This is a genomic window from Nocardia sp. NBC_01388 (genome assembly GCF_045040085.1).
In the GTDB taxonomy this organism is placed as follows: domain Bacteria; phylum Actinomycetota; class Actinomycetes; order Mycobacteriales; family Mycobacteriaceae; genus Nocardia.
This window is the reverse complement of the sequence record NZ_CP109553.1, coordinates 4,071,010-4,090,699: the sequence shown is the minus strand read 5'-3', so window position 1 is coordinate 4,090,699 and position 19,690 is coordinate 4,071,010. Positions and strand designations below refer to the sequence as shown.

Here is a 19,690-nt window from a genome sequence, read left to right as displayed (position 1 = left end):
GTGAGCACACTTCCCGAGGGACTCAAGAAGCACATCGACGAGTCGAAGGTATTCGCCACCGTGGCGACCGTCGGCGCCGACGGCCAGCCGCATCTGACCGTCGTCTGGCTCGACCGTGAGGGCGACGAGTTGGTGTACTCCACCTCGGTGAGCCGGCAGCAGTACAAGAATCTGGTGCGCGACCCGCGGGCCACCGTCATGATCACGCCGCCGGACAACCCGTACGTCTATGCCGAGATTCGCGGCACCGTCACCGTGGAGCCGGACCCCGAGCGGGCACTGCCGGACCGGATGTCACTGAAGTTCACCGGGCAGACGTACGGGGAGTTCATGCCGTCCTCGCTGACCGACCCCGCCGAGCGAGTGGTCGTCCGCATCACCCCGGCCAAGGTCCACAGCCGCATCTGAATCGGCATCCGCCCGCGTAGAGCCGGGCACGTTTCCCGGCAGCGCGTGACGGCCCGATATCGGTTGCCGCGCGGCTGCCAGGCGATTGTTCCGGTTTTCCGTGCACACCGTAGGCTCAATCCTTGTGCCGAATACGTCAGCCGCATCCGATGACCAGCCCGTAGGCGACCCGAACTACCTGGTCGGGCTCGATCTGAACGGGCGCCGCGTGGTGGTGGTCGGTGGCGGGACCGTGGCGCAGCGCCGACTCGGGCTGCTCATCGCCTCCGGTGCGGATGTGCACGTGATCAGCCGCGAGGCGACTCCGGCGGTCGAGGGCATGGCCACCTCGGGGCAGATCTCCCTGCAATTGCGCGAATATGCCGACGGCGATCTCGAGGACGCCTGGTACGCGCTGGTGTGCACCGACGAACCCGAAACCAATGCGGCCGTGGTGGCCGAGGCGACGCGGCGCCGCATCTTCTCCGTGCGTGCCGACAATGCCCGGCTCGGTACGGCCGTCACTCCGGCCACCGCGCGCTACGACGGGATGAGCCTCGGCGTGCTCGCCGGTGGGCAGCATCGTCGTTCGGCCGCGGTGCGAAACGCACTCCTGGAAGCACTGCAATCCGGTGTGGTGACCGATGATTCGGGTCCGGTGGCCGCGGGTGTGGCGCTCATCGGCGGCGGCCCAGGCGATCCGGACCTGATCACCGTGCGCGGCCGCCGACTGCTGGCGCGCGCGAATCTTGTTGTCGCCGATCGGCTCGCGCCGCCGGAACTGCTGGCCGAACTCGGCCCGGACGTCGAGGTCGTGGACGCCGCCAAGATTCCGTACGGCCGCGCCATGGCCCAGGAGGCCATCAATACCGCGCTCATCGAGGGCGCGAAGGCCGGAAAGTTCGTGGTCCGCCTCAAGGGCGGCGACCCGTACGTCTTCGGCCGCGGCTACGAAGAACTCGAAGCCTGTGTCGAAGCCGGTGTTCCGGTGACGGTTGTGCCCGGCGTCACCAGCGCCATCTCGGTGCCCGCCCTGGCCGGAATCCCCGTCACCCATCGCGGCGTCACCCATGAATTCGTCGTGGTGAGCGGGCACGTCGCCCCGGACCACCCGGACTCCCTCGTCGACTGGCCGGCGCTGGCCCGGCTGCGCGGCACCATCGTGCTGCTCATGGCCGTGGAGCGCATCGACAAGTTCGCCGACGCACTGCTGGAGGGCGGTCGCGCCGCGAATACCCCGGTGACCATCGTGCAGGAGGGCAGCCTGCGCACCCAGCGCATCGTCCGCGCCGACCTCTCGACCGTCGCCGAGCAGGTGCGCGCGGAAGCCATTCGCCCCCCGGCCATTATCGTCATCGGCCCCACCGCCGGATTCACCGCCGGCGACCCCCGCACGCGCTGAGCGAGGCGGATCGCTGACCGTGCGCGGAGTTCCCAATGGATTCGCTCGCTGTGCACGCGGTGCTCAGCGGATACGACAGAGCCTGGTGGATACGACAGATGAGATGGCGCATGGTCCCTCGAGACGACCTCGGCCGCTGCGCCGATCGGCGTGTCCGGCACCCCCACCACCGCGCGACCGGGCCGCTGTGCTGAGCCGATCGCGCGGGAACGAGATCGGTTCGGTGCGTCCGGCATCCATTACAGTGTCGGAGTGCTCGATAATCCCGCTGCGACGATGCAGTATCCGGTGACCAAGCGGGCGTTCGGGCTCGCGATTCTCGTATTGAGCGGGCTGCAGTTGATGGTCGTGCTCGATGGCACCGTCATGATTCTGGCGTTGCCGCGGGTACAGGAACAGCTGGGTCTGTCCAGTGCGGGCAGCGCCTGGACCGTCACTGCCTACGGTCTGCCGTTCGCGGGTCTGATGCTGCTCGGTGGTCGACTAGGGGACTCCTTCGGCCGTAAGCGCATGCTGATTCTCGGCGTCGGCGTCTTCACGGTGGCCTCGGCGCTCTGCGGTACCGCCCAGAACGAGGCCTGGCTGATTGCTGCCCGCGCACTGCAGGGCACCGGTGCGGCCATTGCCGCGCCGACCGCATTCGCCTTGGTGGCCACCACTTTCGCGCCCGGCCCGGTCCGAAACCAGGCCATCGCGATTCTCGGTTCCATGGTGGGCATCGGCTCGGTCGGCGGTCTGGTGGTCGGCGGTGCGCTGACCCAGGTGGATTGGCGCTGGATCTTCTGGATCAATGTGCCGATCGGCCTGCTCATCGTGCTCGGTGCGATCTACGAGCTGCACGACACCGAACACCAGCGCATCTCCCTGGATATTCGCGGCGCGGTACTGGGCACCCTGGCCTGCGCGGCCATCGTGTTCGGCGCGACCGAGGGTCCGCAAATGGGCTGGGACAGCCCGATTATCATCGGATCGCTGCTCGGCGGCCTGGCACTGCTGATCGTGTTCGTCTTCGCCGAACGCAGTGTCGCCAATCCGCTGCTGCCATGGTCGCTGTTCGACAGCCGTGATCGCGTGATCTCCTTCGCGGCCATCTTCCTGGCCTCCGGTGTGCTGGGTGCGACAACGTTCTTCGTGGCGCAGTTCCTGCAGAATGTGCTCGGCTACAGCCCGCTCATGGCGGGTCTGGGCAGTATCCCGTTCACGCTCGGCGCGGGCGTCGGCACCGCGGTGTCGTCCAAGGCCGTGCAGTACGTGCAGCCGCGCTGGCTGCTGTTCGGTTCGGCGATTGTGCTGGCGGCCGGGCTGTTCTTCGGTTCCACCATCGACAGTTCGGTGGAGTACTTCCCGACGCTGCTCGGACTGCTGTGCGTGGTCGGCTTCGCGGTCGGCATGGTCATCGTGATTCTGCCGCTGTGCGTACTGGTCGGTGTGGACATGGCGCATATCGGCCCGCTGTCGGCGGTCGGGCAGATGTTCATGAATATGGGCACGCCGTTCGCGGTCGGTCTGCTGAGTCCGGTCGCGCTCTCGCGCACGCTGTCGCTGGGTGGCACCACCGGCAAGGTCACCGAAATGACCTCCGCGCAGATCGACGCGCTCGGTAGCGGTTACACCCTGGTGCTGTTCGTCTGCGCGCTCGGCACGGCGTTCATGGGCTTGTTGTCGCTGTCGCTGCGCTACACACCGGAGCAGCTGTCCCAGGCGCAGCATGCTCAGGACGCCGCGCAGAAGTCCTGAGGACCCGCGTCGCCGCAGTCCTGGGGGGACCTGTGTCACCGGTAGTCCTAGGGGACCTGTGTCACCGCGATCGCCGATTCGCTGAGGCTGCCGAGATAGAGGGCGCCGTCGTGTTCGGCGGCGGCGGTCACCATGCCGTAGTCGGTGCCCTCGCGCTGCAGATCGTGCACGAGCGCGCCGTCGAAGTCGAAGGCCATGGCCCAGACGGTGCGGGCCGGTTTCGGTTGCAGCCGTTCGGGAATCGCCCAGGAGATCTGCCGCAGGATGCCCGGTAGCGGAAGCAGGGTGTCCAGCAAGGGGTTTCGCGGTGCGGCGAGTGAAACCCAGACCAGGCCATCGCTGCCGAGCAGCATATTGTCCGGGAAGCCCGGCAGATTCTCGACGAGCCGGTCGCAGGTGCCCGCCTGCGGGCCGGACAGCCGATACCGGGTGACACGGTAGGCGCCGGTCTCGGCGACCAATACGCAGGAGCGGTCCGGCGCGAGCACCACGCCGTTCGCGAAATCCAGCCCGTCGACGAGGGTTTCGACCGTGCCGTCCGGATTGCGGCGCAGCAGCCGGCCGGTGCCGGAGTGCTCCATGATGTCGCCCATCCACTGCTTCAGGGGCCAGCGACGCGAGGACTCGGAGAAGTAGATGGTCCCGTCGCCGTCGGCGACCACATTGCTGGTGAAATTCAAGGCCGCACCGTCGACCTCCGCCACCAGCACTTCGATCGTGCCGCCCGGCTTGTCCAGCCGCAGCAGCCCGCGCTCGGCATCGCAGATCAGCAGTGCGCCATCGGATTCCACATGCAAGCCGAGCGGCCGCCCGCCGGTGTGCGCGATCTGCTCCACCGCCCCGGTCGCCGGATCAACGGCCAGAATCGCCCCGTCATCGATACCCGTCAACAGCCGCCCATCAGCCGCGACCACCACGTCTTCCGGTCCCCGGCCGGGCAACTCGAGCAACCGCAGCGCGGGCATTTCGGGGGTACTGCGGGTTTCGCGCGCACGAGGGGTGGCGGGCGGCGGTGTCCACCGGTGAGGTTGCATCGACATGGATTCCAGTATCTGCCAGCGCAACGCACACTCGCTACCCGCCACGCGAAGGTGAAGAGCTGCCCAGAGCAGTGAAGCGCGGCAGTCCGAATTTCCCCTCGGGCTGCAGCGCCGGACACGTGTGGGCGGCAGCGCTATACGGGTGCGGGACCGGGGTGCTGCTGCACGGGTGGGACGAACGTGCTGCTGCACGGGTGGGATGAGCGTGCTGCAACACGGTGTGGGACGAGGGTGCTGATGTGCGACCGGGGCACAGTGGCGAAGAGCACCCTGATTCAGGGCTGTTGTCTCGGCGGCACTTTCGGCAGACTGCGTAGATGGGGACGAGTCTGGACGCAGAACTGCTGGACCGCTGGACCGAGCTGGCCGGACCGTCGGCGCGGGCGGTGGGGGAGGACCTGGTCCGCCGCTACAGCGAACCGCACCGCCGCTATCACGCCGTCGAGCATCTGGCCGCAATGCTGAACATCATCGACGACCTGGCCGCCGACGCCGCCGATATCGCCGCCGTACGCTACGCGGCCTTCTTCCACGATGCCGTGTACTCGGTCGAGGGCGGCGACAATGAGGAGGCCAGTGCCGCGCTGGCCGAAACCGCGCTGCCCGCAATGGGTTTGGACGCCGAGCTGGTGGCCGAGGTAGCCCGCCTGGTCCGGCTCACGGCCGGACACCACCCGAACCCCTCGGATCGCAATGGCGGCGTCCTCTGCGATGCCGACCTGGCCATACTGGCCGCCGGCGAATCCGCCTACGCCGCCTACGCGTCCGCGGTCCGCGCCGAATACGCACACGTCCCCGACGAGCTGTTCCGCAAGGGCCGCGCGGCCGTCCTCCAGGGCCTCATCCAACAGGAACACCTCTTCCGCACCCCCACCGCCCGCGCCCGTTACGACAACGCAGCCCGCGCCAACCTCGCCGCCGAGCTGATCACCCTCTCCGAGCCAGGAGCCTGACCTGTCGCTGCCAGCGCAGGCACCGACTGTCAATGCGTCTGAGTGCTGACAAAAGCAAAGACAAAGACACCTGGACAAGAAGAAGCAAAACAAGAAGAGCTGAAAGATAAAATCCGAGTATTCTGAATAGCCTTATATCACAACGGAATTCGCCTTTCCGGGTCTGTTTTCCGGGAGTAGAATAAAGGCATGGAATCAGGGGGAGAAACCGCAATCGCGACCGGTGCATCAGCACTGGCCGCTGCGGTCGAATCCCTCACTGCTCTGCCGTTGATCCCGGTGCCGGACACCGACATTGTGGCGTTGATGCAGCAGATCGAGACCTGCACTCGCCGGTTGGCGTCGGTGCAACGGGATCTGATCGTGCAAGCCTGCGCCCGGTCATTGCCCGCTCTCAACGGTTCCGGGAGCCCGGCGTTGTATTTGCAATCGGTCCTGCATATCTCGCACGGGGATGCGATCAACCGGTGGCGTGCCGCTGAGGATCTCGCGGTGTGGCACCGGGTCGGTGACGAGCCCGACCCGGCCCCGGTCCTGCCGAACGCCGCCCAAGCCCTCGACGAGGGGGCGATCTCCCTCGATCATGTGCGGGTGATCCGGCAGGTGATGAACCGGTTGCCCGGCAAGGTTCCTGCTGAGGCTCGCGCCTACGCCGAGAAGCAACTCGCCTTCCAGGCGCGCGCCCTGGATCCGACGCATCTGCCGAGGATCGGGGAGATGATCCTGGGTTTCCTGGACCCGGACGGCAAGCTCACCGAGGACGCTGATCGGCAGAACCAGCGCAGTGCGGTTCTGAGCCCGCAACGCTACGACCTGATGTCCACCCTCACGGTCGAGCTCACCCCCGATGCCCGTGCGGCGTTCGATGCTGTCATGGCGAAGCTGGCCCGTCCCGGTATGTGCAACCCGGCGGACAAGGAAAGCCCGTGGGCCGAGGATGAGGACAACCCGGTGCCCCGGGATGTGCTGGAGGCGTGCGCGGCCCGTGACGAGCGCAGCAAGGCCCAACGCCAGCACGACGCCCTCATGGCGGTGTTGCACCCGGACTTCAACCCCGCCAAGCTGGGATCGCACCGTGGGCTGCCGGTCTCCACGATCATGACCATGAGCATCGAGGATGTCGAACGCGCTGCGGGGGTGGCCACCACCGCCACCGGTGGGCAGGTCCCGGTCGAGAACGCCCTCCGGTTGATGGCCCGCCACTGCAAGACGTTCGTGCTCGTGAAGAACAAGAACGGGATGCCGTTGCATATCGGGGAAATCCGGTTGGCGAACCCGGCGCAACGGTTGGCGTTGATCGCGACCGAGCGTGGGTGCACTCGCCCGGGGTGCTCGGCTCCGGCGAGTATGGCCGCGGCCCATCATGTGACCGAGTTCAGCAAGGGCGGCCCCACCGATATCGAGAACCTGACCTTGGCGTGTGATCACTGCCATGCCCTGGTCAAAGACGGGCCACGCGGGTGGAAGACGATCAAACTGGGTGCGGATTCGGACTTTCCGGGCCGGACGGCGTGGATCGCTCCGGCGCATGTGGATCCGTCGCGGACGCCACGGGTCAATCACCTGCATCACCCGGGGGAGTTGTTGACCGAGGTTCCGCCGTCGGTGCGGCCTCGCAGGGTGTGTCGTGCCTCGGGATTGTCACCGGTGCGGTACCGGGTGCTCGGCCGGGTCGTCACACCCCTACCGCGACAATAGGTTTCCCGCCTCTGGTGTCACCGGCAGGTTGTTCCTGTCGGTGCTGGAGGTCGTTGCCGTATCGGCTTTCAGGCCGGTTCGCTCGCCGAACAATGACAACCCGACCGCGACAACAGGTTTCCCCGCCCCGGATGTGTACCCGCAGGGCGGCAACACCACCGAGGGCCACCACCGAATCTGCCGCCCACCGGACCACACCACCACACCACCACGCCAGACCGCGAGTCATCCCTGCCCCTGCCGCTGCCCCTGCCGGTGCCGCTGCCCCTGCCGGTGCCGCTGCCCCTGCCGCTGCCGCTGCCCCCTGTCGGCCTGATCCCGCTCCTGCTGTAGGCCGTTGCCCGGCGTGGCCTTCCGGGTTCTTGTTCTTCGATCCCTTGTTTCCTGGTGTCCTTGTCGTTTCGGCTCTTGTCTTTTCGTGTGGTGTCTGTGAAACCGGACCACAGCCGGTCGACCCGGCTGGTACCGCAGGTATCTCCTTGGCCCGGAAGGTCAACCGGGTACCCCTACCCAACGCCACCAGCACGGCCATCTCGGGCCCTGCCCGCACCCGGAAACCCACCACCGCCCCTCGGCGCAAGCAACCCAGGTGCACCGGCCTGCCTCGGCCTCGAATCCCCCCGAAGCAGGCACTACACAGGCCCTCTCTCCGACCGCACAGCAGGTGCCTACGCGGCATAGACCTGATAACCGTTGTGCCGCTGAGAGACCCGCCGTTCCGTCCATGGCGGCCGATGGTTTCTATGCCGAAACCGTCGGTGCACCTGGGTTTCTTGCCTCTCGGGCAGGGTTGGCCGGCAGGGGTGCGGGCAAAGCCCGAGATGGCCGTGCCGGGCACGTAGGCAGGGGTACCCGGCCTACCTTCCGCAGTTAGGCCGAATACCTGCGGTACCGGCGGGGTCGACCCGCTGTGGTCCCGTTCTCGAGACGAAAATAAGCAGCACTCGGTGTCTCGCGCGGTGCCGGACGGGCATGGTTGCGGAGAACGCGAAGTGCGGGTCGGGGGGCATTTCTCGGGGGCGCGACGACTAGTCGAGTGAGTTCGAGTCCAGGTCAGTGCGGGTTTGCTTGTGCGCACCAGGATCACGCAATCGAGGTCGTCACTGGCGCCGTGACCATCGGGTTCGGGGCGATCGGTGATTGGGTGATCGGTGTGCTGGTGGTGGTGACGTCTCCGGCCGAGTTCAGGGGCGGCCGGTAGCGATCAAGGTGCGTACCTGTTCGGCGTAGGCGGTGGGGTGGGTGAGATTTCCATTGTGGCCGCCGGGGAATTCGGCGATGGGGACGTTCAGGAGTTTGCCGAGTTCGGCGGCGCATTGGCGGTCGAAGACCTGCGGTGGGGTGTGACGGCCCCAGGCGGGCATGATCTGCACTGCGGTCTGCTGTAGTGGCAGGGCGTCGAGCCGATCCTCGCGAACGGCCGTGAAGTCGTGCTCGATGAAATAGCTGAAGTTGGCGGCTCTTTCGGCGCTGATGGGGATCGGCTGCCCGCCCGGTTCGATTTCTTGATCGGCGGGATTGATGCCGAGGTTGCGCGGCCTGGGTGCGAGGGCCGCCTGCCATCCATCGGCCCGGTACACCTGCTGGCAGTGTTCGAGTTCGCGCATGTGCCGGGCGCGATCGGTGGCGGCCAGCAACCACGGTGAGACCGGCTCGTGCCCAGGCTGCAGCCGATGATGTGCACCGCCCGCTGTCCGAAGGCGCACGCTGATGAAGCTCGGTGAGCAATCACTGCCCGAGGTCCCGCAGCGCGGCGGTCACCGCGGGGTACTGGTGGCGCTCAGCGATATCCTCGACCACCCGGCACCACCATCAGCGAGAACCGGCCTGCCGCAGAGCGCGGTCTCGAATGCCGTGGCGCGATTGAAGGAATCCGGTTTCATCACCACCGCACCCGATCCGCGCGACGGGCGGCGCACCCTCATCAGCCGCGCGGCCGAGGTGTCCGAGCGTGTCACGCAGGTGCGCGCGACCACCATTCACGATGCCCTCGCCCGCGCCCTCGGCACCGACGATGCGGCGGCCGTCGAGGAGGTCGCCGCCGCATTGTCCCTGCTGTCGGAACGCCTGCGGGTACGCCCGGAGGATCCGGCATCCTAGCCCCGAAGTGCTCGTCCGGCCGCGGTTGCCGGGTGCAGGTATCGTCGGTGCGGGGGAATTGACGGCGCTGGATACAAGGTCCGTGCCCCTTGCCCCATGAGGACGGACTCTGTTGAACAGAATTCCCCGCCAGGTCATATTCCTGGCGATTCCAGCGCTGCTATTCCTGCTCCCGTGGTGGGTGCTGGTCTACACCACCACATCGGGGGCGGCCTGCTGGGCATTGTCGGCGCTGTTCGTACTGGGCTATATCGGTCTGCCCGCCGCCATGTTCACCGGGCACGGTCCGAAGCAGTCGGATACCGCCGCGCTGATCGGCGATACCGGGCTGGGCGTGATGTGGGTGCTGTTCACCTGGTCCGCCATCGGCGCGGTGGCACGCACGGTACTGATCCTGGCCGGTGTCGATGATCCAGCGCGTTCGCGCATCGTTACCCTTGGCGTGCTTGTGATTTCGGCCGCTCTCGTCGCCTGGGGCATCTACGAGGCCCGGCGCATCCCACGCGTGCTGACCGTCGATGTGACCATCCCCAAGCTCGCACCCGGCCTCGACGGGCTGCGCGTAGTGGTGGTCACCGATACCCACTACGCCGCCACCGACCGCCTGCGCTGGTCGGAGCGAGTAGTCGAGGTCGTCAATGCGCAGAAGCCGGATATCGCCTGTCACGCAGGCGATCTCGCGGACGGCTCGGTAGTGAAGCGCCGCGCGCAGGTAGATCCCCTGGGCAAGGTCGAAGCCACCCTCGGCCGCTTCTACATCACCGGCAACCACGAATACTTCGGCGATGCCCCCGGCTGGATCGAGCACATGGCAGGCCTGGGCTGGCAGCCTCTGCACAACCAGCACGAGATCCTCACCCGAGACGGCGACCGCCTGGTCATGGCCGGCATCGACGACCCCACCGGCGTCGCTCTCACCGGCCACGGCCCCAACCTCCCCGCTGCCCTATCCGGCGCGGACCCCGAACTCCCGGTAATCCTGCTCGCCCACCAGCCCAAACAGATCACCGACGCGGTGGAACACGGTGTCGCCCTCCAGATCTCCGGCCACACCCACGGCGGCCAGATCTGGCCCTTCCGCTACCTGGTCCTCCTCGACCAGCCGGTAGTGGCCGGCCTCAGCCGCCACGGCGCCACCCAGCTCTACACCAGCCGAGGCACCGGCTTCTGGGGCCCACAGCTCCGCGTCTTCGCCCCGAGCGAGATCACCGTCCTGGTCCTGCGCAGCCCAGAACTCGCGGGCACCGCAGCATAGGCCTGTCCGTACCCACACTTCATCAGAGCGCGGTCGGGCGGGGCCTGCGATTACCGGAGGCGTACGGCTCATCGGCGGCATACGACCCATCGGCGGTCTGCGGTCCATCGGCGAGCCGCGAGCTGACGATCGAACGCGGAATTCGATTGCCGCATCGACGTATTCGCCCGTGATCCTGGGGCGTGGTTATCGTCCGATCATCGAATCCGGTAGCAGCCGCAGGGCATCGTGTTGCGGGAGCGGCGACCTGAACGGTCCGGGTCGCCGCTCTGCCGCAGCTGTCGAAGTCACGCCTCAGCTGTCGAAGCCGAGCCCGGTCAATTCCATTGTTTTGAGCCAGAGGTTGCGGCGGCCCTGATGGGCGTCGGCTCGGGCCATCGACCAGCGGGTCAGGTGAATGCCGGCGGAGCGCAAGGGCTCTGGCGGCAGGGGGAGGGGGCGGGAGCGGACCATGCGGAGGCGGGTGCGTTCGGTGTCGAGGTTCCAGAGGCGGTCGAGCATTACTTCGGCGCCGAAGCGGGTTGCGCCTACGCCCAGGCCGGTGTAGCCGGCGGCGTAGGCGAGTTTGCCTTTGAAGGCCGAGCCGAAGAAGGCGCAGAAGCGGCCGCAGGTGTCGATGATGCCGCCCCAGCGGTGGGTGAAGCGCAGGCCGTCCAGTTGCGGGAAGGTCTGGAAGAAGTGCTGGGCCAGGGTTTCGAAGGTGGACTCATTGCATTCCAGGCCGGGCGCGATCTTGCTTCCGAAGTGATAGATCGCGTCGTAGCCGCCGAAGAGAATGCGGTTGTCGCTGGTCAGGCGGTAGTAGTGGAAGCGGTACGAGGCATCGCCGAGCCCCATGCGATCGGCCCAGCCGATGGATTCCAGCTGCTGCGCGGTCAGCGGTTCGGTCATGAGCGCGTAGTCGTAGACGGGCACCACGTGGCGGGACACCTTGGCCAGCGGACCCTGAAATGCGCTGGTGCACAGTGCGACTCGCGGCGCCCGCACCTCGCCGTGCGGAGTGTGCAGGTCCAGCGCACCCTGTGTCTTCGAAATGCGTTGCACCGGAGTGCCTTCGAAGATCCGCACGCCCTTCTTCAGGCAGGCGCGGCGCAGCCCCCACGCCAGGCGGGCCGGATCCAGCATGGCCACACCGTCTCGGTCCCACCGCCCGCCGAGATAGGTGGGAGAGTGCACCATATTCTGTGCGCCCTGCGCATCCAGAAGTTCACTGCGATAGCCGAGATCGACTGCCGCATCATGACTTTCCCGCAGCCACTCCAGTTCGTGCGGCGCGGTGGCGACCTCCATCTCGCCGGTGCGCTCGAAATCGCAGTCGATATCGTAGCGGCGGATGGCGCTCTCGATCTCGTCGAGGTTCTTCCGGCCCAGCCGCTCCAGATCGTCGATCTCGTCGGGGAAGCGGTCCACACCATTGGCGAGGCCGTGCGTGAGACTGGCGGCGCAGAAGCCGCCATTGCGGCCGGACGCCGCGTGCCCGCACAATCCGGATTCGATGAGCACCACATCGAGACCCGGATCTCGCTCCTTGGCCAGCAGCGCGGTCCACAATCCGCTGTACCCGCCGCCGATGACGGCCAGATCGGCGTCGGTGGCGGTGGTCAGCGGATCGGTCGAGGACGGGCGCTCGGGCCGGTCGGTCCAGAACGGCGTCGGCGCTGCTTCGGAGAGTGCCGACGCCAACAGTTTGCTTCCTTTGGCCTGCATGGCCGATCAACTCCTTCTCTCGTGCCGCACGGTCCAGTCGCGTGGCCCAACGACATTTGTGTTGGTCTCAGGGAACGCGAAAGCCGCCGGCGGTCGATACGACCGGACCCGGCGGCTCGCGGGAAAATCAGCTGGTGGCGGCGCGATCGTCTGAGCGGCGGCGATTACGCAGCTGCCCGGCGATATCGAGGAAAGGCCACATGAGAGGGAGAATAGCCCAGAACCCGGCAATCAGGCTCGGAAGACCACGTCGTGCCAGGGTTTGTGCGCGGCGGCGGTGATATCCGACATGACATGCTTGATATTGGTGTACTCGTCGAATGAGTAGGCAGACATATCCTTTCCGAATCCGGAAGCCTTGTATCCGCCGTGCGGCATCTCGCTGAGGATCGGAATATGGTCGTTGATCCACACGCAACCGGCCTGGATCTCCCGGCTCGCGCGCTGGGTCCGGAACACATTCGCCGACCAGGCCGAGGCTGCCAGGCCGTACGCCGTATCGTTCGCCAGCGCGATGGCCTCGTCATCGGTATCGAACGGCAGCACCACCAGAATCGGCCCGAAGACCTCGTTCTGCACGATTTCCGAATCCTGCGCGGCGCCGGTGATCAGCGTCGGCTCGAAATATGCGCCACCGGCGGCGGTGTGCTCCGGAATTCGCCCGCCGCGCACCACTTTCGCACCGTATTCACGAGCCCGATCCACCATGCCGATCACTTTGTCCCGATGGGGCAGTGAAATCAGCGGTCCCATATCGGTTTCGGGATCGTCCACCGGTCCCAGCGTCACCCGATCCATGAGATCGGCCACCCGGCTGACGAATTCGTCGAACAGCGGCCGCTGCACATAGGCGCGGGTGGCCGCGGTGCAATCCTGCCCGGCATTGATGAGCGATCCGGCGACCGCGCCGCGTGCGGCGGCCTCGAGATCGGCATCGTCGAAGACCACGAACGGCGCCTTACCGCCGAGCTCCAGGTGCACCCGCTTCACGGAACCGGCCGCGGCTGCGGCCACCTGCCTGCCGACCGCGGTCGATCCGGTGAAGGACACCATCGCGACATGCGGATGTTCGACGAGCGCTTGACCAGCGACGGGCCCGACACCGGTGAGCACATTGATCACGCCCGGCGGCACACCAGCCTCGGTCGCGAGCTCCGCGAACAGCAGTGACGTCAGCGGAGTGAGCTCGGAAGGCTTGAGCACAATGGTGTTTCCGGCCGCGACCGCCGGCAGGATCTTCCACCCCGCCATCTGCAACGGATAGTTCCACGGCGATATGGAGCCGATCACCCCGAGCGGTTCCCGGCGGATGGTGGAGGTGTGATCGGCCGAGTACTCGGCCGACGCCTTGCCCTCCAAATGGCGTGCGGCCCCGGCGAAGAACGCGACATTGTCGATGGTGCCCGGTACATCGAACTCCTGCGCCAGCCGAATCGGCTTGCCCGCATTGCGGCTTTCGACCGCCGCCAGCTCCCCGGCGTGATCGCGCAGCAGCCGCACCCAGCGGTGCATGATGTCCGAGCGCTCGCCCGGCGTCATCCCCGCCCACCGCGGGAAGGCCGCGCGGGCGGCGGCAACGGCGGCCTCCACATCCGCGACGGTCGCGCTCGCGCCGGAGGCGATGACTTCTCCGGTCGACGGCGCGGTGATATCCAGCGGTGCACCGGACCCGGCGCGGCGGGCTCCGCCGATGAATTGCAGTTCTTGCGGACTCACTGCGCTCCTAGCTGACGAGATGGGAATCGGCGACGGACAACGCCTGATCCAGAATGGCCAGTCCCTCTTTCGCCTCACCCTCGGAGATGGTGCACGGCGGAACGACATGCAGCCGATTGAAATTGACGAACAGCAGCAGACCGGCCGCCTTGGCGGCGGCGACGGACTCGGCCATGGCCGGGCTGGTGCCGCCATATGGTGCCAGCGGCTCCCGGGTTTCGCGGTCGCGCACCAGTTCCAGCGCCCAGAACACACCCAGGCCGCGCACCTCACCGATGCTCGGATGCCGTTCGGCGAGTTCGCGCAGCGCGGGCCCGAGCACGTTTTCGCCGATGGACGCCGCATTCTCGACAATGCCCTCGTCCCGCATGGCATTGATGGTGGCCACCGCGGCCGCCGTGGCGAGCGGATGCCCGGAGTAGGTGAGCCCGCCCGGATAGGCGCGGTCGTCGAAGCTCGCCGCGATATGCGGTGCGATGGCCACCCCGCCCAGCGGCACATAGCCGGAATTCACGCCCTTGGCGAAGGTGATGAGATCCGGAACGACATCGAAATGGTCTATGGCGAACCACTTTCCGGTGCGCCCGAAGCCCGCCATCACCTCATCGGCGATGAAGACGATGCCGTGCCGATCGCACAATTCGCGCACTCCGGCCATATATCCCGGTGGCGGAACCATGATTCCGGCGGTGCCGGGCACCGACTCCAGCACGATCGCGGCAATGGTGCCCGGACCCTCCATGAGGATCGTCTGCTCGAGATGTTCGAGCGCCCGCTGTGACTCCTCGGCCTCGGTGCTCGCATGGAATCGCGTGCGGTACAGGAACGGTCCGAAGAAGTGCACCACGCCGGCATTGCCGTGATCGTTCGGCCAGCGCCGCGGGTCACCGGTGAGATTGACCGCCGTCTCGGTGCCGCCGTGATACGAGCGGTAGCGCGAGAGCACCTTGTAGCGCCCGGTGTGCAAGCGCGCCATGCGCACCGCGTGTTCGACGGCGTCCGCGCCGCCATTGGTGAAGAAGATCCGATTCAGCTCGCCGGGTGTGCGTTCGGCGATCAGCCGGGCGGCCTCCGAGCGGGCGTCATTGGCGTGCGCCGGCGCGACGGTGCACAGCTTGGCCGCCTGCTCCTGAATCGCCGCGACCACCTTCGGATGCTGGTGGCCGATATTGGTATTCACCATCTGGGAGGAGAAATCCAGCAGCCGCGAGCCCTCGCCGTCCCACACGTACGAGCCCTGTGCGGCGGTGATGACCATGGGCTTCAGCTGCGCCTGCGCCGACCACGAGTGAAAGACGTGCTTGCGGTCGAGCTCGTACGCGCGGGCGGCCTGTTCGCGGGCGGCCTCGGGAGTCGAACCATTGGGAAGTGTCATCACAGTTCCGATCAGTTGTTCTGCGGGAAGCCGAGATTCAGGCCGCCGTGACTGGGATCGAGCCAGCGGGAGGTGACAGCCTTGGTGCGGGTGAAGAAGTGCACGCCGTCGATGCCGTGCGCATGTGAATCGCCGAAGAGCGAATTCTTCCAGCCACCGAAACTGTAATAGGCCATCGGCACCGGGATCGGGACGTTGATGCCGACCATGCCGACCTCGACCTCATTGTGGAAGCGCCGCGCCGCGCCGCCGTCATTGGTGAAAATGGCGGTGCCATTGCCGTACTGATTGTTGTTGATGAGCGCCAGCGCCTCGTCGTAGGTGTCGACGCGCACCACCGACAGCACCGGGCCGAAGATCTCGTCGGTGTAGACGCTCATCTCGGGGGTGACATTGTCGAGAATGGTCGGGCCCAGCCAGAATCCGTCCGCCGCGCCGTCGGCGTCCACCGTGCGGCCGTCGAGAACGACTGTCGCGCCGGCGGATTCACCTGCCGCGATATAGGAGGCGACCCTGTCGCGATGCGCCTCGGTGACCAGCGGGCCCATATCCGAACCCTTGGTACCGTCACCGGTGCGAATAGTCTTGGTGCGCTGGGCGATCCGCGCCACCAGGTCATCGGCGATCGGTCCGACCGCGACCAGCGCGCTGATGGCCATGCACCGTTCGCCCGCCGAACCGAAGCCCGCGTTCACCGCGGCGTCGGCGGCCAGATCCAGATCGGCGTCGGGCAGCACCACCATATGGTTCTTGGCGCCGCCGAGGGCCTGCACCCGCTTGCCGTGCGCGGTGCCGCGCTCGTAGACGTACTTGGCGATCGGGGTGGAGCCGACGAACGAAACCGCCTTGATCGCAGGGTTTTCCAGCAGTTCGTCCACCGCGACCTTATCGCCCTGCACCACATTGAAGACGCCGGCGGGCAATCCGGCCTCCTCCCACAGGGCCGCGGTCCACAGCGCCGCCGAGGGATCCTTCTCACTCGGCTTGAGCACCACGGTGTTGCCGGCGGCAATGGCCAGCGGGAAGAACCACATGGGCACCATGGCCGGGAAATTGAACGGCGAGATGATCGCGATCGGGCCCAGTGGCTGGCGAATGGAGAAGATGTCGACCTTGCTGGAGGCGTTCTCGGTGTAGCCGCCCTTGAGCAGATGCGGTATGCCGCAGGCGAATTCGACGACCTCCAAACCGCGCGTCACCTCACCCAGCGCATCGGAGAGCACCTTGCCGTGCTCGGCGGTGATGATCGCCGCGATCTCCTCCTTGCGGGCGTTGAGCAGCTCGCGGAAGCGGAACAGCACCTGGGTGCGCTTGGAGAGCGAGGCGTCGCGCCAGGCCGGGAAGGCCGCGGCGGCGGCGTCGGCGACCGTTCGCACGTCCGCCGCATTCGCCAGCGAAACCTGCCCGGTGACCACCCCGGTCGCCGGATTTGTCACCGGCGCGGTGGCGGTGCTGGTGCCGGTGAATGATTTGCCGTCGACCCAGTGCGCGATGGTCTGCATATCTCCTCGATTCGATGGATGGAACTGGCTCCGCATATGGAGATGGGCCCGGCCCCCGTCACCGGCATGACTGGGGTCGGGCCTCGGAGGTGGGCGTAGCCGCCCGCGGCCACCGGAGGCCACGGGCAGGATGAGGACCTGCCGCGACCGCCGCTGCCGGAGAAGCCGTCGGGCGGGACTGCGGTGCCCCGATCCCTACTCTGCATGAAGATTGTCGCCGCACACCCCGACGTTTTGTACGGTGTTTCAGCATTGGTATTACGATTCGTAGGTGCTCCTCACCGTTGCTGATGTCCTGGCCATACCCGTGGTGCGCGCCGGGCGTCCAGAGGTCGCCGGCGGTGGATCGCTGGACCGGCCGGTGCGCTGGGTGCATGTCAGCGAACTCTCGGATGTCGCGAAACTTCTGGTGGGCCGGGAACTGATCCTGACCACCGGGCAGGCGCTGTCGCACAGCGATGCGGCGACCGTCGGCTATCTGGAATCCCTGGCCGCCGCCGGGGTCTCGGGCCTGGTCGTCGAATTGGGCACGTACATAAGGGAATTGCCGCCTATCGTGGCCGCGACCGCCGACCGGCTGCAGTTGCCGATCGTCGCGCTCGGGGAGGTGGTGCGATTCGTCGAGGTCACCGAGGCGGTGCACCGCGTCATCGTGGCCGACCAGTACGCCGAACTGGAATTCGCGCACAGCGTGCACGAGACCTTCACCGATCTGAGCGTGCGCCGCGCGTCCCTCGCCGAGATCGTCAAGACCGCCGCGGGTCTGCTCGACGCCTCCGTGGTGCTCGAGGATCTGACCCACCGGGTGCTCGCCGCCACCGCACGCCACACCGCCACCTCGACGCTGCTCGACCACTGGGAGACCACCTCGCGCCTGCTGCCCGACCACGATGCGAATGTGGTTCCGGTGGGCCCGCATATGCAGCGCTGGGGCCGGCTCATCCTGCGCTCCAGCCGAGTTCCCGATGCCCGCGCCCGCATGGTCCTCGAGCGTGCCGCGCAAACCCTGACCCTGCATCGCATGGTCGAGCGCGATCGCTTCGGTCTGCACCGGCAGGCGCAGACCGGTCTCATCGACGACATGATCAACGGCCGTCTCACCGATGAGCGTGATGCCCTCGCGCTCGCGGCCACCCTGGGTCTCGCGCGCCGGGCGCGCTACATCCCGCTCGCCATCGACGTGGCGGCCGCGATCGAATCCGATCCCGTTGCCCACCAGCGGCGCACCGCCGCGATTCTCGACGCGGCGCTGCACGGCGTGGCACTGGCCAAGGCGACCGCCCTGGCCGCGCCCGATCACGGCAATCGGGTGAACCTTGTGCTGGCGGTCTCGCGCACCGGTGATCTCGACACAGTTCTCACCGCCGTCTGCACCCTCATGCTCGGCGAAATCCGCCGGGTACCGGGCGTCGACCGTGCCGTACTGGGCGTGGGCGCTGAATCCGATTCACTCCTGGATACCGCCCGTGAACTCTCCCAGGCCGCGCACGTAGCCGAAGTCGCACTCTCCCTGGCCTCTTCGGCGCCCCGCCCCTTCTATCGCAGCGGCGACGTCCGGCTGCGCGGCCTGCTCTCCCTCATTCGCGACGAACCCGGAGTGCAGCGTTTCGCCGAAACCGAACTGAGCGCGCTACTCCGCTACGACATCCGCCAATCAGCCGACCTCACCCGCACGCTGCGCCAATTCCTGGATCTGGCAGGCAACAAGACCGAATTGGCCAAGCGCCTCAATATCAGCCGCCCCACCCTCTACGACCGCCTCTCGCGCATCGAACGCATCCTCGATGTGGACCTCGACGACGGTGAGACCCGTACCTCTCTGCACACCGCCCTGCTCATCCGCGACCTCACCGTCCCCGGCGAGATGTAGTCGGCTTGACCCTGACGCTGCGTGAGGCTCGACGATCGGGGCATGAGCGAATACATCAGTCCCGTCCCCATGCCCGCCCTCGACGCGGTTGCTCCCGAGCCCTATCGCGGCTATCACGGCATGCCGATGTTCGTCATCGTCCCGACCGCTGATCTCGCGGCATCGCTGGACTTCTGGACGCGCGGCCTCGGATTCATCGATATCTTCACCGTGCCCGATCGGAACTTCCGCGGGCCATCGTGCACGCCCTGCCATCCGGCGCATATCGGGGGTCTCATCAGGGAACTTCCCGATGCGCATCGGGGAATGGGGTGCTTCCCTTGATGGGCAGGTCAGTGTTCCGAACGAGGGGAGAAATTGTGAACGCCGCCGTCGTCACCAGTTGGATATGGTTGGCACTCGAGCTAGGGCTGCGCATACGCGACAGAGTGCGGCACACGGGTTCCACCGCCCGAGATCGCGGAACCAGGTTCACGATCTTCCTGCTGATGTTTCCCTCTGTATTGGTGGCCGGCATCGTCGCTGGCGTACCGGCCTCGAACAGCCCGCTGCGATTCCCCGGTCCGCAACTGACCTGGGAAGTTATCGGCGTCATGGTGATGTGGCTGGGCCTGATCGTGCGGGTATGGGCAATTGCCGTGCTGGGCAAGTCATTCCGCACCACGGTCGAGGTCGATGCCGATCAGTCGGTGGTGGATCGGGGGCCGTACCACTGGATCCGCCACCCCTCCTACACCGGCGTTCTGCTCATCACTCTCGGCTTCGGCATCGCCGCCGACAACTGGATCTCCCTGCTCGTGGTGACGATCATTCCGACCTACGGCCTGATTCGGCGCATCGATGTCGAGGAGAAGGCCCTGGTCGAGACCATGGGGCGGCCGTACGAGAGCTATCGATCCAGCACCAAGCGCCTGGTCCCCGGCGTCTGGTGACATGCGGCCGGGGAGC

General features: G+C 66.8%; 16 protein-coding genes. 10 read left to right on the top strand and 6 right to left on the bottom strand.

All coding sequences use genetic code 11. From position 1 onward, the window contains the following. The 3 genes from OG716_RS20255 (at position 1) to OG716_RS20245 (ending at position 3,526) form a co-directional block, all read left to right on the top strand. The gene (locus OG716_RS20255; RefSeq protein WP_405139059.1) at positions 1-408 is read left to right on the top strand and encodes a PPOX class F420-dependent oxidoreductase; all 408 of its coding nucleotides are present in this window, start codon (positions 1-3) and stop codon (positions 406-408) included. 124 nt (positions 409-532) lie between these two features. Beyond that, positions 533-1,789: a uroporphyrinogen-III C-methyltransferase gene (cobA, locus tag OG716_RS20250; RefSeq protein ID WP_405139058.1), complete on the top strand. Its 1,257-nt coding sequence runs from the start codon at positions 533-535 to the stop codon at positions 1,787-1,789. 276 nt (positions 1,790-2,065) lie between these two features. Further along, a complete protein-coding gene (locus OG716_RS20245) occupies positions 2,066-3,526 on the top strand; it encodes an MFS transporter (RefSeq protein WP_405139797.1) in 1,461 nt (486 codons plus the stop codon). A 47-nt stretch (positions 3,527-3,573) separates the two neighbouring features. On the opposite strand, the gene OG716_RS20240 is transcribed toward OG716_RS20245, so the two are convergent. After that, a complete protein-coding gene (locus OG716_RS20240; protein WP_405139057.1) occupies positions 3,574-4,566 on the bottom strand; it encodes an SMP-30/gluconolactonase/LRE family protein in 993 nt (330 codons plus the stop codon). Positions 4,567-4,883: 317 nt separating this feature from the next. Here OG716_RS20240 and OG716_RS20235 point away from each other — a divergent pair, with 317 nt between their 5' ends. Both OG716_RS20235 and OG716_RS20230 read left to right on the top strand, forming a co-directional pair. Further along, positions 4,884-5,519 (top strand): metal-dependent phosphohydrolase, encoded by a 636-nt coding sequence (locus OG716_RS20235; protein ID WP_405139056.1) that lies wholly within the window; start codon positions 4,884-4,886, stop codon positions 5,517-5,519. Between the two features lie 189 nt (positions 5,520-5,708). Continuing rightward, positions 5,709-7,217 (top strand): DUF222 domain-containing protein, encoded by a 1,509-nt coding sequence (locus OG716_RS20230; protein WP_405139055.1) that lies wholly within the window; start codon positions 5,709-5,711, stop codon positions 7,215-7,217. Positions 7,218-8,401: 1,184 nt separating this feature from the next. Here the strand turns inward: OG716_RS20230 and OG716_RS20225 are convergent. Further along, on the bottom strand, positions 8,402-8,923 hold the full coding sequence (locus OG716_RS20225) for a hypothetical protein (RefSeq protein WP_405139054.1): 522 nt from the start codon (positions 8,921-8,923) through the stop codon (positions 8,402-8,404). 4 nt (positions 8,924-8,927) lie between these two features. On the opposite strand from OG716_RS20225, the gene OG716_RS20220 reads away from it, so the two are divergent. Both OG716_RS20220 and OG716_RS20215 read left to right on the top strand, forming a co-directional pair. Next, entirely contained in the window at positions 8,928-9,317 is a 390-nt protein-coding gene (locus tag OG716_RS20220; RefSeq protein ID WP_405139053.1) for a MarR family transcriptional regulator, read from the top strand. Between the two features lie 112 nt (positions 9,318-9,429). Then, positions 9,430-10,572 (top strand): metallophosphoesterase, encoded by a 1,143-nt coding sequence (locus tag OG716_RS20215; RefSeq protein WP_405139052.1) that lies wholly within the window; start codon positions 9,430-9,432, stop codon positions 10,570-10,572. A 294-nt stretch (positions 10,573-10,866) separates the two neighbouring features. On the opposite strand, the gene OG716_RS20210 is transcribed toward OG716_RS20215, so the two are convergent. The 4 genes from OG716_RS20210 to OG716_RS20195 form a co-directional block, all read right to left on the bottom strand. Beyond that, entirely contained in the window at positions 10,867-12,279 is a 1,413-nt protein-coding gene (locus tag OG716_RS20210) for an NAD(P)/FAD-dependent oxidoreductase (RefSeq protein WP_405139051.1), read from the bottom strand. Between the two features lie 231 nt (positions 12,280-12,510). Further along, positions 12,511-13,995: a gamma-aminobutyraldehyde dehydrogenase gene (locus OG716_RS20205; protein ID WP_405139050.1), complete on the bottom strand. Its 1,485-nt coding sequence runs from the start codon at positions 13,993-13,995 to the stop codon at positions 12,511-12,513. Positions 13,996-14,002: 7 nt separating this feature from the next. Further along, positions 14,003-15,370, bottom strand: a complete 1,368-nt coding sequence (locus OG716_RS20200) for an aspartate aminotransferase family protein (protein ID WP_405139049.1) — start codon at positions 15,368-15,370, stop codon at positions 14,003-14,005. A gap of 11 nt (positions 15,371-15,381) precedes the next feature. Then, positions 15,382-16,872: a CoA-acylating methylmalonate-semialdehyde dehydrogenase gene (locus tag OG716_RS20195; RefSeq protein WP_405139048.1), complete on the bottom strand. Its 1,491-nt coding sequence runs from the start codon at positions 16,870-16,872 to the stop codon at positions 15,382-15,384. A gap of 271 nt (positions 16,873-17,143) precedes the next feature. Between OG716_RS20195 and OG716_RS20190 the strand changes: the two genes are divergently transcribed. The 3 genes from OG716_RS20190 to OG716_RS20180 are packed head-to-tail and all read left to right on the top strand — an operon-like array spanning position 17,144 to position 19,674. After that, on the top strand, positions 17,144-18,742 hold the full coding sequence (locus tag OG716_RS20190) for a PucR family transcriptional regulator (protein ID WP_405139047.1): 1,599 nt from the start codon (positions 17,144-17,146) through the stop codon (positions 18,740-18,742). A 42-nt stretch (positions 18,743-18,784) separates the two neighbouring features. Continuing rightward, on the top strand, positions 18,785-19,066 hold the full coding sequence (locus tag OG716_RS20185) for a hypothetical protein (protein ID WP_405139046.1): 282 nt from the start codon (positions 18,785-18,787) through the stop codon (positions 19,064-19,066). Then, positions 19,066-19,674: a methyltransferase family protein gene (locus OG716_RS20180; protein ID WP_405139045.1), complete on the top strand. Its 609-nt coding sequence runs from the start codon at positions 19,066-19,068 to the stop codon at positions 19,672-19,674. Before OG716_RS20185 ends, OG716_RS20180 begins: the two co-directional genes overlap by 1 nt. Positions 19,675-19,690 lie beyond the last annotated feature (16 nt).

Bases quoted from the DNA above. Each gene is read 5' to 3' on its own strand.
- OG716_RS20245 (WP_405139797.1), top strand. From the start codon at position 2,066: ATGCAGTATCCGGTGACCAAGCGGGCGTTCGGGCTCGCGATTCTCGTA.
- OG716_RS20240 (WP_405139057.1), bottom strand. From the start codon at position 4,566: ATGTCGATGCAACCTCACCGGTGGACACCGCCGCCCGCCACCCCTCGT.
- OG716_RS20180 (WP_405139045.1), top strand. From the start codon at position 19,066: ATGGGCAGGTCAGTGTTCCGAACGAGGGGAGAAATTGTGAACGCCGCC.
- OG716_RS20230 (WP_405139055.1), top strand. From the start codon at position 5,709: ATGGAATCAGGGGGAGAAACCGCAATCGCGACCGGTGCATCAGCACTG.
- OG716_RS20200 (WP_405139049.1), bottom strand. From the start codon at position 15,370: ATGACACTTCCCAATGGTTCGACTCCCGAGGCCGCCCGCGAACAGGCC.
- OG716_RS20235 (WP_405139056.1), top strand. From the start codon at position 4,884: ATGGGGACGAGTCTGGACGCAGAACTGCTGGACCGCTGGACCGAGCTG.
- OG716_RS20210 (WP_405139051.1), bottom strand. From the start codon at position 12,279: ATGCAGGCCAAAGGAAGCAAACTGTTGGCGTCGGCACTCTCCGAAGCA.
- OG716_RS20195 (WP_405139048.1), bottom strand. From the start codon at position 16,872: ATGCAGACCATCGCGCACTGGGTCGACGGCAAATCATTCACCGGCACC.
- OG716_RS20185 (WP_405139046.1), top strand. From the start codon at position 18,785: ATGAGCGAATACATCAGTCCCGTCCCCATGCCCGCCCTCGACGCGGTT.
- OG716_RS20220 (WP_405139053.1), top strand. From the start codon at position 8,928: ATGAAGCTCGGTGAGCAATCACTGCCCGAGGTCCCGCAGCGCGGCGGT.